The organism is Bacillus sp. AFS002410, assembly GCF_002556365.1.
Taxonomy (GTDB): domain Bacteria; phylum Bacillota; class Bacilli; order Bacillales; family Bacillaceae_G; genus Gottfriedia.
This window is the reverse complement of record NZ_NUEU01000024.1, coordinates 16047-30318: the sequence shown is the minus strand read 5'-3', so window position 1 is coordinate 30318 and position 14272 is coordinate 16047. Positions and strand designations below refer to the sequence as shown.

14 protein-coding genes are annotated in these 14272 nt (G+C 33.8%); 5 read left to right on the top strand and 9 right to left on the bottom strand.

Translation table 11 applies throughout. The features are described from left to right. Positions 1-2 precede the first annotated feature (2 nt). A complete protein-coding gene (locus tag CN692_RS15810) occupies positions 3-302 on the bottom strand; it encodes a metal-sensing transcriptional repressor (RefSeq protein WP_098120134.1) in 300 nt (99 codons plus the stop codon). Between the two features lie 116 nt (positions 303-418). Between CN692_RS15810 and CN692_RS15805 the strand changes: the two genes are divergently transcribed. From CN692_RS15805 to CN692_RS15795, 3 genes are all read left to right on the top strand, one after another. Further along, entirely contained in the window at positions 419-970 is a 552-nt protein-coding gene (locus CN692_RS15805) for a hypothetical protein (RefSeq protein WP_098120133.1), read from the top strand. Between the two features lie 149 nt (positions 971-1119). After that, on the top strand, positions 1120-1470 hold the full coding sequence (locus CN692_RS15800) for an ASCH domain-containing protein (protein WP_098120132.1): 351 nt from the start codon (positions 1120-1122) through the stop codon (positions 1468-1470). Between the two features lie 18 nt (positions 1471-1488). Continuing rightward, the gene (locus CN692_RS15795) at positions 1489-1923 is read left to right on the top strand and encodes a hypothetical protein (RefSeq protein WP_098120131.1); all 435 of its coding nucleotides are present in this window, start codon (positions 1489-1491) and stop codon (positions 1921-1923) included. A 160-nt stretch (positions 1924-2083) separates the two neighbouring features. On the opposite strand, the gene CN692_RS15790 is transcribed toward CN692_RS15795, so the two are convergent. Both CN692_RS15790 and CN692_RS15785 read right to left on the bottom strand, forming a co-directional pair. Then, a complete protein-coding gene (locus CN692_RS15790; protein ID WP_098120130.1) occupies positions 2084-3748 on the bottom strand; it encodes an acyl-CoA dehydrogenase family protein in 1665 nt (554 codons plus the stop codon). 31 nt (positions 3749-3779) lie between these two features. Then, a complete protein-coding gene (locus tag CN692_RS15785; RefSeq protein WP_098120129.1) occupies positions 3780-4157 on the bottom strand; it encodes a MerR family transcriptional regulator in 378 nt (125 codons plus the stop codon). A gap of 247 nt (positions 4158-4404) precedes the next feature. Between CN692_RS15785 and poxB the strand changes: the two genes are divergently transcribed. Next, entirely contained in the window at positions 4405-6141 is a 1737-nt protein-coding gene (gene poxB, locus CN692_RS15780; protein WP_098120128.1) for a ubiquinone-dependent pyruvate dehydrogenase, read from the top strand. Positions 6142-6305: 164 nt separating this feature from the next. On the opposite strand, the gene CN692_RS15775 is transcribed toward poxB, so the two are convergent. From CN692_RS15775 to CN692_RS15760, 4 genes are all read right to left on the bottom strand, one after another. Then, positions 6306-6989, bottom strand: coding sequence for an ABC transporter ATP-binding protein (locus CN692_RS15775; RefSeq protein ID WP_098120127.1), 684 nt, complete (start codon positions 6987-6989; stop codon positions 6306-6308). Then, positions 6989-8074: an ABC transporter permease gene (locus tag CN692_RS15770; protein WP_098120126.1), complete on the bottom strand. Its 1086-nt coding sequence runs from the start codon at positions 8072-8074 to the stop codon at positions 6989-6991. The genes CN692_RS15775 and CN692_RS15770 overlap by 1 nt, the downstream gene beginning before the upstream one ends. A 114-nt stretch (positions 8075-8188) precedes the next feature. Then, positions 8189-9574 carry a sensor histidine kinase gene (locus CN692_RS15765; RefSeq protein ID WP_098120125.1) on the bottom strand — a complete coding sequence of 462 codons (1386 nt, stop codon included), beginning with the start codon at positions 9572-9574 and terminating at the stop codon, positions 8189-8191. Continuing rightward, on the bottom strand, positions 9571-10248 hold the full coding sequence (locus CN692_RS15760; RefSeq protein ID WP_098120124.1) for a response regulator transcription factor: 678 nt from the start codon (positions 10246-10248) through the stop codon (positions 9571-9573). The genes CN692_RS15765 and CN692_RS15760 overlap by 4 nt, the downstream gene beginning before the upstream one ends. A gap of 478 nt (positions 10249-10726) precedes the next feature. On the opposite strand from CN692_RS15760, the gene CN692_RS15755 reads away from it, so the two are divergent. Then, positions 10727-10888, top strand: coding sequence for a hypothetical protein (locus CN692_RS15755; RefSeq protein WP_257144046.1), 162 nt, complete (start codon positions 10727-10729; stop codon positions 10886-10888). A 218-nt stretch (positions 10889-11106) separates the two neighbouring features. Here the strand turns inward: CN692_RS15755 and CN692_RS15750 are convergent, their stop codons facing one another. Continuing rightward, a complete protein-coding gene (locus CN692_RS15750; protein ID WP_098120123.1) occupies positions 11107-12366 on the bottom strand; it encodes a helix-turn-helix domain-containing protein in 1260 nt (419 codons plus the stop codon). Positions 12367-12520: 154 nt separating this feature from the next. Continuing rightward, on the bottom strand, positions 12521-14236 hold the full coding sequence (locus tag CN692_RS15745) for a M4 family metallopeptidase (RefSeq protein ID WP_098120154.1): 1716 nt from the start codon (positions 14234-14236) through the stop codon (positions 12521-12523). Positions 14237-14272 lie beyond the last annotated feature (36 nt).

Genomic DNA, 14272 nt, shown 5'->3' with positions numbered 1-14272 from the left:
CTTTATTTTACGTACCTTTTAATTACCTCCATTAATTCAGTTACCGATGCTTCGCCATTATTTTCCTTAACTGCCTTAACCATACAATGATTCGCATGTCTCTCAATTAAAGAGAAGCTTACTTTTTTCATAGCAGCTTCAACTGCCATAATTTGCGTTAATATATCTATACAATAACGGTCCTCTTCGACCATTTTTTGAATCCCTCTTACTTGCCCCTCTATTCTACGAAGACGCTTCATTAAATCATTTATTTCTTCTTCACTTCTTGGGACCATTTGATCATCATGGCAATTTTCCATTTTATCACCTCACCATCATTATATACTCATAGGGGGTATAGGTGTCAATTTTTTATTCTATTTAGTTTTAGTTGTCCATATGATGATATAAACCGGATAATTAGGGGGTATCATAAATGCTCACCAGTTGGGTATGCATTAGTGTCATGCTGATTATAACGTTCATTTCAATCCAATTAAAACCAACTAAAAATGACCAAATGCATCAAATGATGTATATGATGATGATTAGTATGACGAATGGATTAACTCTAGGTGTACTAATTACACTTTCAAATCAGCAACAATTTTTCATTTCATTACTTATTTCGATGGGCGTCTCCGCACTAATTGGATTATTTATTGGCTGGAAATTACACTTCCTTGCACTACTTGAAGGAATCTTTACTGGCATGATGGCTGGTATGATGGGAAGTATGATTGTCGTTATGCTTTCGATCACCGAGGCAAAATCTTTATTATTAATTTGTTTATTATTATTAACTTGTTCAGTAATATTTTGTTCTACTATGTTCTTAAACGAGCGATTCCCGAAGCTACTATCATCATTCTTTCCAGTAATTATCATTTCTAGCCTGCTGCTTATTTTATCTATTTATTTTTCGTTTACTCATTTTGAAACAACTACAATTTCACAGAATTACAGGATTAATATGCTAAAAAAATAGATATTCTATTAAGCTATATAACAACAGCGAAACATTGATGCAGGCATATTTTTAGAAAATTATTACGAGTTATTTAGTGTTTGTGGGAAGCTATATGATAAGATGTACTAGTGCTTGAAAATTGAAATGGAAAAGGAAGATTACAGCAGATGACAAATCAAAATGAAACTAACGCTTTACCGCCAAAAACTTGTACAATTGAACGCCTAATCACACTTCCGGAAGATATCGAAAAAGTGCTGAATGGACAAAAAACAGCTACTCGTAGAAACGGGAGATATGCAGATGTTGGGGAAGTGATGAACCTTCAAGATCAACGTTATGTTGTTGAAAACGTTTATTCGCAAGCCCTTGGTGAATTAACAGATGAGCATGCTAAACAGGAAGGCTATACGAATGTAGAAGAGTATAAGCAATCAATCCTGTCAATCCACCCTGGTATGCCTTGGCTACCAAAAATGAGGGTATGGGTTCATGAGTTTCGCCTCATCCAAGATTGATCGGATATATTGATAGATATGCTATATCGAATACTTCTTTATATACATATTTTTAGTGTAATCTTATCAATCGGTCCTTTTTTTGTATTGATTCCTTTACTCAAAAAGTTGCGTACTTCAGAGTCCGCGATACAACAGGGCTTTTTGGATGTGTTCCGCTTTGCAGTCAGATTGGCTAAGCATGCCGGGCATGTACTTGTTTTGTCAGGAGTATTGTTGGTAATGGTAGGCTCATGGTCATGGAAGACGTCTTGGATTGTCATGACGATTCTTCTTCTGGTGAGCTCTTTATTCTTTCTTGCTAGAGCCTTCTCGCCTACAATTAGGAAATTTAGCCAACCAGACCAAGACCAGAACAGATTGATTTATTTACTTCGCCGTTCTATTTGGATTTACATCGTACTTTTGATGATCATGCTATTGTTTATGGTCGTAAAACCTCCATTATGGTAGGCATGATTCAAATTAAGCAGACAGGTTTTCTTTAAATGTAGAAGCCAGTCTGCTTTTTTATTTCGATGAAACGGACAGTATAACTATCAATTGCTGTTATACAGCAAAAAAAGATAGTAGGAACAAATATCCTTACTATCTTAATTAGCAGAAACGACAATCATTTATTGATCGAAACCTTATAATTAACGATTTCATCATAATATTTTAAATGAATTTGTTCTTTATTTATTTCATCTTTAAAATAACGTTCATGAATCATCACTTTGGCAATGTACTCTTTTCGAATATGATCTTTCGCATCTTCAATTGCAGTAACGGCTTCAACTAAATCAGCCATTTTATTTGCTATTTTTTTAGCGTAGTATGTTTGTGAATTAGCATCTAAAGTATGAACATAATTAACAACTTCATTTAATTCTTCAAGCTTTTTCTTTACGATTATACTTTCATCATCTAAACTTTGCGGTACATCAATTAGTTTTTCCTCGATAAATGCTTTAAAAATTGGATAAACATTCATCTTTTTAAACAATCTTAAAATCTCTAAACCTAATATATTGGCCGTTCCTTCCCAAACCGTAAGTACTTGGGCATCTCTTAAAAGGCGAGGTGTAACGAAATCTTCAATATAGCCATTTCCTCCATGCATTTCAATTGCTTCATGGGAGAAATGAATTGCTTCTTCAGCTGTACGCATTTTTAAAATAGCAATTAAAAGTCTGACTAGTGCTTGTTCTTCATTTGTTCCATTTTCTTTGCCGATCACTCGATCGTATAAGGCGACTAAATTAAACACTGCACTTGTTTGTACTTCTTGAATTGATGCAAGTTTTGCTAATGTCTCTTGAATCATTGGAAAATTTGTTAGTAATTGTCCAAATGCAGGTCTATTTTCAGCATATTTTTTCGCTTCTAGGAAAGCCCTTCTCATAATTCCAATAGAAGCTACTGCATTACATATTCTTGATAAGTTTAAAGCTTCCATCATGTAGTTAATTCCTTTTGAAGCATCGCCAATTAGAAAAGCTTTTGCCCCATTAAACTCAATTTCTCCCGATGGAACCGCTCTGACACCGAGCTTATCTTTTAAACGACGAATCGTAAATCCATTATTTGTGCCATCATCATTCTTCCAAGGAACTAAAAATAGGCTTAAGCCTTTACTTCCAGAAGGCGCACCCTCGATTCTTGCTAATATCGTTGTTATTCCGCACTGGCCTGCATTACTAGCAAAATACTTCTCTCCATAAATGCGATAGTAATCTCCTTCTTTAATTGCTTTAACTACATTGGCTCCTACATCTGAACCACCTTGTCTCTCAGTTAAAAAAGTTGCTCCTTCATATAATTCTGTTTCACCAGTTGATAATAAATGAGGGAGATATTTTTCTTTTAGTGCTTCATCCGCATATCGTTCTACTAAAAATGTGGCAGCCATAGATAAAGTAACCGGGCAATAAAAGCCAGCCTCGGTCTGTGATAATAAGTAGCCTTGCGCATAGGAATAAATATAATTTCCTTTAATGCCGAGTTCTGGAATTGGTTTATGAAGATAGCTCACAATTCCTCTATTATAAGTATCCTTAACGGTTTGCTTATACCCCTCATTAACCCAAACATGCGAAATATCATTACCATACGCATCATATTTAATTAGTCGAGGTTGACCTTCTCTGTCCGTGTGAATTGCACGCTGATCAATTTCATTCGCACAAAGCTCTCCAAACTCTTCTAATTCTTTACTTGCCCATACAAAAAAATCTTCTTTAAAATATTTGCTTAAAATCATTTGCAGATTAAGGTCTTCTTTATAAAAATTCATAGGTTCTCCCTCCTACCATTCTTTAGCAATATTACTTAATCTCTAAAAAATTTCGCTCAAGCTCGCTCTTCATTCTAATAATCTCTTCTTTTAATAGGATCAAATCATTAATTTTCTTATCTACTTCACTAATTTTTTGATTCCCATACTCGATTGTTTTTTGTAATTGTTTTTCACCTGTTCGATCTACCATAAATAAATCAATCATTTCTTTTATTTCTTGTAAATTAAAACCTAAATTCTTTCCTCTTTGAATTAAAAAGAGACGTGTCCGATCTTTTGGAGAATATTTTCTTCTACCACTTTCAGAATACGTAGGGTGTAATAATCCGATTTCCTCATAATATCTAAGGGTTCTATGAGTCGTATTAAATTCATTAGTCATGTCTCGAATCGAATAAAGCTTCAATGTTCTTCCCCCTTCTAGCTATATTATAAATCTTACGTTAACGTAGGTTTCAAGATAGAATCCTTCGACAAATTTAGATCGCGATTCATTTTAAAAGGCTTTAAAGTAATAATTCTTAAGACCTCCTACTTTTCCTTCCTTTTTTTGGTATAACATATTGTGTTCCTGCAAAACATAAGTTTATCTGTAGCCTAAGGCTTAATAGATTGTAGTAATTACATAATGATGAACTAAGAAGGAGATTACGATGCGGAAAACTATTGCTGATTTACTGATTGATTCATTGATTCAGGCAGGAGTTACTAGAATTTATGGGATCGTTGGCGATTCTTTAAATGCGGTTTTGGATTCAATTAAAAGCTCTGAAAAAATTGAATGGATTGGCGTTCGCCATGAGGAGGTTGCGGCGTTTGCTGCGGGTTCAGATTCTCTTTTGAGTGGGAGTATCGCGGTTTGTGCGGGAAGCAGCGGTCCTGGAAATCTTCATTTAATTAACGGATTATACGATTGTCATCGCAGTCGGATTCCTGTTCTAGCTATTGCTGCTCAAATTCCAAGTATTGAAATTGGAAGTGAGTATTTTCAACAAACTCGTCCTGAGCAACTATTTAAAGATTGTAGCCATTTTTGTGAAACGGTATATAGAGCTGAACAAATGCCACGTCTAGCAACGATTGCAATGCAGCATGCTATTGCAAGAAAAGGTGTATCTGTCCTTGTTTTACCCGGTGATATTGCTGCACTAGAAGATCGACAAACAGTTCCAGAACAAGTCATCCATGTTACAAATCCAATGATTAGTCCATCTAAACCCGAGTTAGAGAAACTTGCTGGATTTCTAAATGATGGGAAGAAAGTTACGTTACTTTGCGGAGCAGGATGTGAAGGTGCACATTCTCATTTAATGCTTCTTTGTGAAAAATTAAAATCACCAATGGTTATCGCACTTAGAGGTAAAGAATTCTTAGAATATGATAATCCATATAATGCTGGGTTAACTGGGTTAATTGGTTACTCATCAGGATACCACGCTATTATGGACAGTGATGTCTTATTAATGCTTGGCACAGATTTTCCTTACAGACAATTTTATCCTGATGATGCAGTGATTTTACAAGTAGATGTTCGAGCAGAGCATTTAGGTCGACGAGCTGCCCTCACTTATGGATTATGCGGAGATGTAAAAGAGACAATTAGTCAGTTGCTACCTCTTTTAACAGATGTAAAAGACTCAAGCCACTTAGAAAAATATGTCTCAGCATACAAAAATGTACGTGAAGATCTAGATAAATTTGCTGTAGGAAAACCAGGTCGTACACCGATTCACCCTCAATATTTAACGAAGATGGTAAGTGACCTTGCAAATGAAGACACGATATTTACATGCGATGTCGGTACTCCTACATTATGGTCTGCAAGATATTTACAAATGAATGGAAAAAGAAGATTACTTGGATCATTTAATCACGGCACAATGGCCAATGCGATGCCACAAGCAATTGGTGCTCAAGTTTCACAATCAAATCGCCAAGTAGTCGCATTATGTGGAGATGGTGGACTGTCCATGTTGATGGGCGATTTACTAACAATACACCAGCATAAATTACCTGTAAAAATAGTTGTATTTAATAATAGTGCGCTAAGTTTTGTAGAATTAGAAATGAAAGCTGCAGGATACTTAGAAACAGGCACAACTTTAGAAAACCCTAACTTTGCTTCACTTGCAGAAGCCGTGGGAATGAAAGGAATTCGTGTAGAAGACCCCGCTGATTTAGAATCAGCATTAAAACACGCATTTGAACATAACGGACCTGCATTAATTGATGTATTAGTAAACCGCCAAGAATTAGCAATGCCTCCTAAAGTAAGTATTGAACAAGCTCATGGCTTTACTCTCTGGACATTAAAAGCCGTATTAAATGGTCACGCTAATGACGTAATTGACCTTGCTAAAACGAATCTTTTAGATCGATTCCATTTATGATAAAAGAACCCGTTCGGTTTGAACGGGTTCTTTTTGCAGCGAAATTTATACAGTCAAAATTGAAATACACGAACATTATGTGAACTTTATTGATAAAGCTGTGAACTTTGTTGATAAAGTGGGATTTTTTGTTGATAAACTGTTGTTACCTTTTTAGCTTGATTCTAAATCTGTTCAGTTAGTTTTCCATTTTCAATAAAAACAACTCGGTCACATAAATCTAGCATTCTTTTATCATGGGTTACCATGATCGCAGCTTTTTGTCTTTGCTTAACTTCTTTAGAAAGCATTTCTACTACTGCCCTGCCTCTTTCAGAATCGAGACTAGCTGTAGGTTCATCGGCAAAAATGACTTCTGGATCATTCATTAGTGCTCTTGCAATTGCTACTCGTTGTCTTTCTCCACCTGATAAATTTTCTGGATAATTTCTCATCCTTTTTGATAATCCTAATTGCTCAAGTAGTTCATTAGCTTTCTTTTCTGCAATTTTATTTTTTATGCCGGCTAACTCGGCAATTAATAATAGCTGATCTTTAACTGTTAAGTAAGGGATTAAATTAGACATTTGAAATATGAATCCGATTTTTGATAGTCTAAATTCATTCAGTTTTTTTGCTGGGAGTTTGCTAATTTCAATATCATCAATTAATATTTTCCCACTAGTCGGAGATAGTAATGCTCCGGCTATTGAGAGGAAGGTACTTTTACCTGAGCCTGAAGGTCCTACGACTGCTACTAGTTCCCCAGCTTTTACTTGAATGGAAACTTGATCTAATACAGTTGTTGCTGATGAATCTCCGTCATTGTATATTTTGCTAATATTATCTAGCACTAATTTATTACTCATTAAAAAGCCCTCCCTATTGCTTCAATCGCGTCTATTTTTACTACTTTTAATAATGAAATTAATGAGCCGACAATTGCAACAAATAGAAATAATAAAGAACTTCCTATAATTAACTGAGCATCAAATACAAAAGGTAATCCAGCAGGTAATACTTTCGATAAACCAAATGTTATTGAAATGCTAATGATTAAGCTCAAAAGTGTAAGGGTTAAAACTTGAAAAATGATGTTTTTCGCTAAATAACTAGTTTTAGAACCGATAGCTTTTAGCACTCCAAATTGATTAATTTTTTGAATTGTAATGATATAGAAAAAGACTGCTAATACAAATGCACCGATAAAGAATAGAAAAACAATCATCATTAGTAAAGATCCCTGTTCTTCTTTATAACCAGGTATTCCTTTTAATGTTTGTTTTTTATTAATTACTTCTACTCCTGAGACTTTTTCATTTACTTTTTTCGCCATGCTTTCATTTGTTTTCAAAGCGATTGTATTAATTGATTTCTTACTATTGACCATTGACCATTCTCTATCATTCATATGAATAACTGGTGCATGACTATATGACTGGTTCTCTGTAAACCCTACAAGTTTAAACTCTTTACCCGAGATTTGATCTGAAATATGATCACCAAGTTTAATTCCTTTTTCTTTCAAGGAAATATCTCCAACAACTTCATTCGTTGTTGTATTATTAATCATTTTCCCTTCAATTACTTTAGGAGCAGCTAAACCATTCACATCAATTCCAAATAAGGTAGCATCAATTTTTTTAGCTGTTCCATCTTTCAGAAAAGTAGTCATTTGAACACCAATATTAGTTGAATTTTTCTCACCAACAAGTTTCTGAACTTCATTTATTTGACTCTCTGTTAACATTGAATGATTAATTTGTTTACCTGATTCCTTTTGTAAAACAAAATAGTTTGATGCCATGCTATCAATTGAAGAAGCATTATCAAAAGATAATCCTTTCGCTAATCCTGAAACGAATAATACTAGGAATGATATAAGGATCATGATTAGACTAATTAATAAAAAACGTAATTTTGCGTGTTTAAATTCTCTTAATGCAAGAAACACCTGTCATTCATCTCCTTTAACATACTAAATTTGTAGAGTGTAAAAACAGAATCACTCTTTGTAATTTAAAGTATAGAAATGTTAGATGAACAACAGGTGAACAGTCGATGACAATTATGAAGTTTGATGAGGAATGGATAAATAAAATTTAGTTCCTTCGCCAACCTTACTACTTACTTCAATACACCCATTATGCAATTCAATAATTTGTTTTACGATGGCTAAACCTAAGCCGCTGCTAGATTCTTTTCGAGTCCTTGCTTTATCAACAATAAAAAACCGATTAAATATTTGTTTTAAATCATGTTCAGAAATGCCTATTCCAGTATCTTGAAATTCAATTTGTACATGTTCTTCATTGCTACTGAGCTTTATTGAGATTGATCCGCCTTCAGAACTAAATTTAATACTATTTGTCATTAAATTTGTCCAAACTTGATGCAGTAAATTCTTATCAGCAAAGACTAAAGTTTGTGGTAATTCTAAATCAATAGCCAAATCCTTATTTCTCCAACTCCATTCAGTTGTAAAAACCACCTGCTTAATTTGTTCTGCAACATCAAAAGTTGTTTTTTGTAAAATACTTTCTTCCTTATCTAATGCAGCTAACGTTAATAATTGTTTACTTAATAAGGACATTCTTCTACTTTCTTCTTCTATGATCGATAAGTAATGATTTCTCTGCTCTTCAGTTAAGCTTTTAGTTTGAAGTGATTGCGAAAAACCTTGAATTGATGCAAGAGGAGATTGAATTTCATGAGAAACATTCGAAACAAATTCCTGGCGCATTGCCTCAATTTGTCCCAATTTTTGTGACATATGTGAAAAGTTGTTAGCAAGTTTACCTATTTCGTCTTGTCGGTTAATTTGCAACTTTACATCATACTTTCCTTCTGCAATTCTCTTAGTTGCTTCAGTTAATTTAATGATCGGTTTTACAATATATCTTGTACTAACTAAAACAAATATGATACTTAATACGATTGTCAGTAATAGGAGAATCGAAAAAAGAATACGTAACTCACCAAATTGAAGCTGTACATTTGGTCGCATAAAAAGTGCCAGCTGATTTTTACCTGACTTGATCGGGACACCAATTGTATTACTCAAAGTGTTGTCAAAAAAACCAGTTACAAATAATGACGTTGGAAATTCAGCAATACCGTGATAAACCTTTCCGTTTAAGACAGAATCAATAACCTTATGGCCTAGTTTTTTATCTCTAAAAGAACCTCCATAAAAGGATTTATCTCCTTTTTCATCCACTACTAAAATTTGATATCCTAATTTACTAACACTCTTTAAATAGTTACTAAGCTTAATTTCATTATTTTCTTCATAAAAAGTACCGATATCTAGAGCCATTTTAGTTAATTTTTTATCATTATAAGGCTTTAATTGATAGTGGTAATACACATTAGAAAAAAAGAAAGCCAATAAACTGCTACTGATCATAACAACGATGATTGTAAGAACAATTCTTATGTATAAAGTTTTCACTTTTTAGTGACCTCCAATTTATACCCAACACCACGAACAGTTTTTATACTAAAATCATCTGTTAAAGTTGAAAATCTTTCACGTAAACGTTTAATATGAACATTTATTGTTCGATCATCACCTTCAAAATCGGCACCCCAAATTAATTGAATCAGCTCATCACGTGTAAAAATTCGATCCGGATAACTAGCCAATTGAGATAATAATTCAAATTCCTTCATTGGAAGCATTAGTAATTTCCCATTGCAGTAAACCTCGTAGCTTTTTCGATCAATAACAGTCTCGTTTAGCTTAATTTTTTGAGAGCTAATCATATTGTATCGCCTTAACAACGCCTTAATCCGAAAGAGTATTTCTTTTGGTTCAAAAGGCTTTGTTAAATAATCATCTGTCCCAACAGCAAAACCTTTTTCTTTATCTGACAGTTCACTTTTTGCGGTTAATAATATGACTGGAAAATCATAATACTCTCTTATTTCTTCGCAAAGCTGGTACCCATCTTTGCCTGGCATCATTACATCTACAATCGCTAAATTTATTTGTTGATTTTCGAGTAATGTCGAAGCTTCATCTCCATTAGCTGCTTCAAATGTCGTATAGCCTTCTGATTGTAAATACATTTTCAGCAATTCTCTTATATGTGAGTCGTCATCAACGATTAAAATTCGAATCATAATTTATCCCCATTCTTTGAAATTAGTACAAATCATATCATATTTTAATTTTAATATCTTTTTTCATTTTATTTCATGGGTAGAAATGCCGATGTATTATAACGTGATTAAAAATATTTCTGTAATATAGTTTGTCCCCCATACATTTCTGTCATTTCAAACATAAAATTAATATTGTAGTTTCATAATTAAGACTGTTTTCGTAAATCTTGTTGCTCTTTAAGAAGATGACTAGTTGATTACGCCCCTATATGTTTTTAATATAGAGCAGTTGGCTTTGCATCTTAAAGTTTCACTTTTTCTGATACTCCTACAGAAACCCCACATCTTTTTTTCAATCAACTTCTTTATTTACTGTGTGTTTTAAAAGACATATTTATAAACGACAATCATTTCGAAAAGAGTCAATCATAAAGAAAGGAGCAAATCCAAATGGCACTTCAACTAATGAAAATTCTCGTTTCTGCTTCTTCAACTATTGAAACTGTCCCTTATTTCAGCATACACACCTGGAGCAACAGACGTTGGTTCATTAGTGATTACTGTGCCTACTGGAGGAGACGGAATTTTAGCTGATACTCCAATTATGTTGGAAATAGTAAGTTTTGCACCTACTTCCGTTAATACTGTTTCAACATAAAAATGCTCAAAAAAAAAGTTCCTGGATGGAACTTTTTTTGATGTTGCTCAATAGTAGCCGTCATAAAAATAAAGAGATAAATTGGATGATGATAATTGTACCCTTTAAAGGAACGTCTTCTGTAAGAATCATCAACACTTATACTTATACCTAAAATTGGCATTTACGTATTGATCCTTTTTTAATGTGAAACAAAAGAACTCTCCCTTAACTGGCCTTTAGTTATCTAGTTTAACTGTACCCATTAAGTAGTTAGACATTTCAACGGCCTTCTCAAACTCTTTTTCTTTTACATAATAATCATACAACTGCTTACCATATCTTTTCATTAGAACTGTATGATTGCGTGATTTAAAATAAGGAAAAGCTGTCTTTTCTGTGTACTCAATAGATTCTTTCGTTTTATTTTCAATGGCATAGATTAGTAATGTAAAAAGTACTTGATAGTGTTGATTGTTTAGATCCTCTGCAATTGTTAGCCCCTTTTGAGCACTATTTAATAAGGCAGATTTTCGCATTAATTTGCCTTCAAATGAACTTTTCAGATAATTATTCAGTCGTTGAAGATAGATTACAGAAGGCTTTTTCTCCAATTGTAGCGCTGCTTTATAATATTTTTGCGCTTTTTCATACTCTTTTCTTTTATAATATTCCAATGCAAAGTTATTTAACAACATTCCCGTTTTATCTGGTGCATTAAGAGCTTCACTGTCATGGATTAAGTTTTTATACGATCGTTTTAATTTTTTAAAATCTATATGTACATCTGTGCTAGCTTGTAAAAGCATAACTGATTCAGCATTTATGGCGCGTAAATAGTTACTTGTTTCTTTAAAATGATTAAGTGCTTTTTCTGCATATACATATGCCATAACTTTAGAATCAGTCCATGCATAGGCCATTGCTAAGTGATAGTAGTACTCAGGATTGCCGTACTCATTAATATCAATCTTCTTTAAAGCTTGTATTGCTTTATGGTGGTTCTCTGTACTTGAGTTATTGTAATTACCTAAATAATAATTTCCTATTACGTGCAAAAGGAGATTTCTTTCAAAAGGAGGTAGGTCCTTATAGTTTCTTTGTAAACTTTGAATAATCGTAATAATGTTCTTAAAATCGTTTTGTAAGAGATAATATCTTGCTAGAAGTAATTGATATAGCGCATCATATCTTGATGAATTAATAAATGGGCTTTCTTCCAGCTCATTTTTATATGATTCAACTTCCTTCATTCTAAGTTTAATAATTGCTGTATGCCAATTTTGTAGTTTCTTTTCAAGCTTTTCAAAGTTAGCAATTTCTTTTCGAATATCAATTTGTAATCGTTCAGAAAATAAGGTAATAATCTCAGAGGAATAAGATGTAGTTCCTCGCTCAATTTTCCCTACATGCTTGGAAGAGCAAATTCCTTTTCCTAGTTCTTCTTGTGTTAGTCCGGCTTTTGTGCGATAAAATCTAATTACTTCTCCTTCGATCATTGAATGCTCCCCCTATCCTAAAATTTATACTAAATATACTACATATTAACCATTTTTTAATAGTTATATCGTCACTATTTATTAAGTTTTTTTAATGAAAAACCAATTATAAATATAGTATTTTAATACTACTTTTACGGACTAACAGGAAAAATTATTTAACACCAACAGCATCATATGCATCCATTACTGCTTTTGTTTGTGTTGATGGTAGACCAGTAGTTTTGCTATCTGGATATAGATCACGCGCAGCTTGAATTGCAGCTTCGCGCATTTCTTTGAAACCAGAAGAAGGTGTTAAATACATTGTTAATGCACGGTAATAGATTTTCTCCGCTACTGTACGCTGCAGCTTAGTTACTGTTATGCCATTATGTGTGCCACCTTCAGCGATTAAATATGCAGCTTTATTGTTGATACTACTGTTGATGTGTACGCCACCTTTATCTTCTGTACCTAAATAACGATCAGCGTAATTATCTGGATATTTATTATCCTTTAATCCATAAATAGAACTAAGGGACTTAGATTTTGGGTTGCTTAATGAACGAAGTCCTCCATCACCATCTTTTGTAGGAGTGTAGATATCTTCACCCATTTCCCAATCAGACGGAGATGTAGCACCTGCAGCATTCATTTCTGCTAATGCACCAAAAATATCTGCCAATGATTCATTGATTGCACCAGACTCACCTTCATATGTAAGGTTTGCAGTATTTGAAATTACACCATGTGTCATTTCGTGACCTGTAACGTCTAGTCCGCCTGCTAATGAACCAAGAACAATTCCATCACCATCTCCATATAGCATTTGCTTTCCGTTCCAAGCTGCGTTATTCCATTTTGCACCGATGTGAACAGTGCTTATTAACGTCATTCCCTTATTGTCTAAACTGTTACGCTTGTGAACAGTTTGATAATACTTGTTTACCTTATCAGAGTTCATTTGAGCTGAAACTGCAGCAGGATCATAGAAGAAATTAGTTGAACTATTCGTTCCTATTTCAAATCCTGTAAATCCTAATAGTGCTGAAAGAAGAATAAATGGAGTTTCCCCCATACGATGAGCATCGAAAGTTGCAAGTGGCACGATATTTGGTGCTGTTGTAGTACCACCAGCAATTGATCCACCATATAAATAGCTAGTACCAGTTGAAGTGTCTTTTCCTACAGGGAATGTCTGCATTTTACCAAATACGTCTAAACCTCTACCAACCGCAACAGTAAGTTTTGCTGGATCTGCTAAATTGTCAATTGCATCGAAGTTGTTGATTATTTCTCCATTAGTAGCATCCACAAAATAATGGAAATATCCAGGTGCTGGTACAGAGGTTGAAGCTTTAACTAAATATGCTAAATAATACTTTCCATTATGTGGATAGATTGTTAATTCAGTATCAACTCCATCATAATTTGTAACATTCCCAATTTGAGATTCTATGCTCTCTTTAGCAGTTGCTTCAGCATCTTCCTTAGAAATAGCTGCTTCAGTCGGAATAATTGTACGAGCTAATTTTTGAGTTACATTACCAAAAGATGCATATACATTGTTATTTGCGTCTAGCGCTACAGCTTGTCCTGATCCATATATTGGAATTCCTTTGTACTGTTCAACCGTCCTTACATGGTAAGTATTTGTTTTACTGTCAGCTTCTTCACTAACGATTTTAAATTGTTCCCATGTAGAACCTGATCTCGCTAGACCATCCACTTTTGAATTCAGAAATGATTTTACAACTTCTTCCTTACTTAAAGCTTGATTTACTGTTGCTGCACTTGCTTTTACATTTACAAATGAAGGTAATGTAGTTAGCCCGCCTCCAAATGCTACAGTTAATGCCATTACTGCCGGAATTGCTTTTCTTCTCATTCTTTTCTCTTTTTTCATTTTCAAAACTTTCACCCC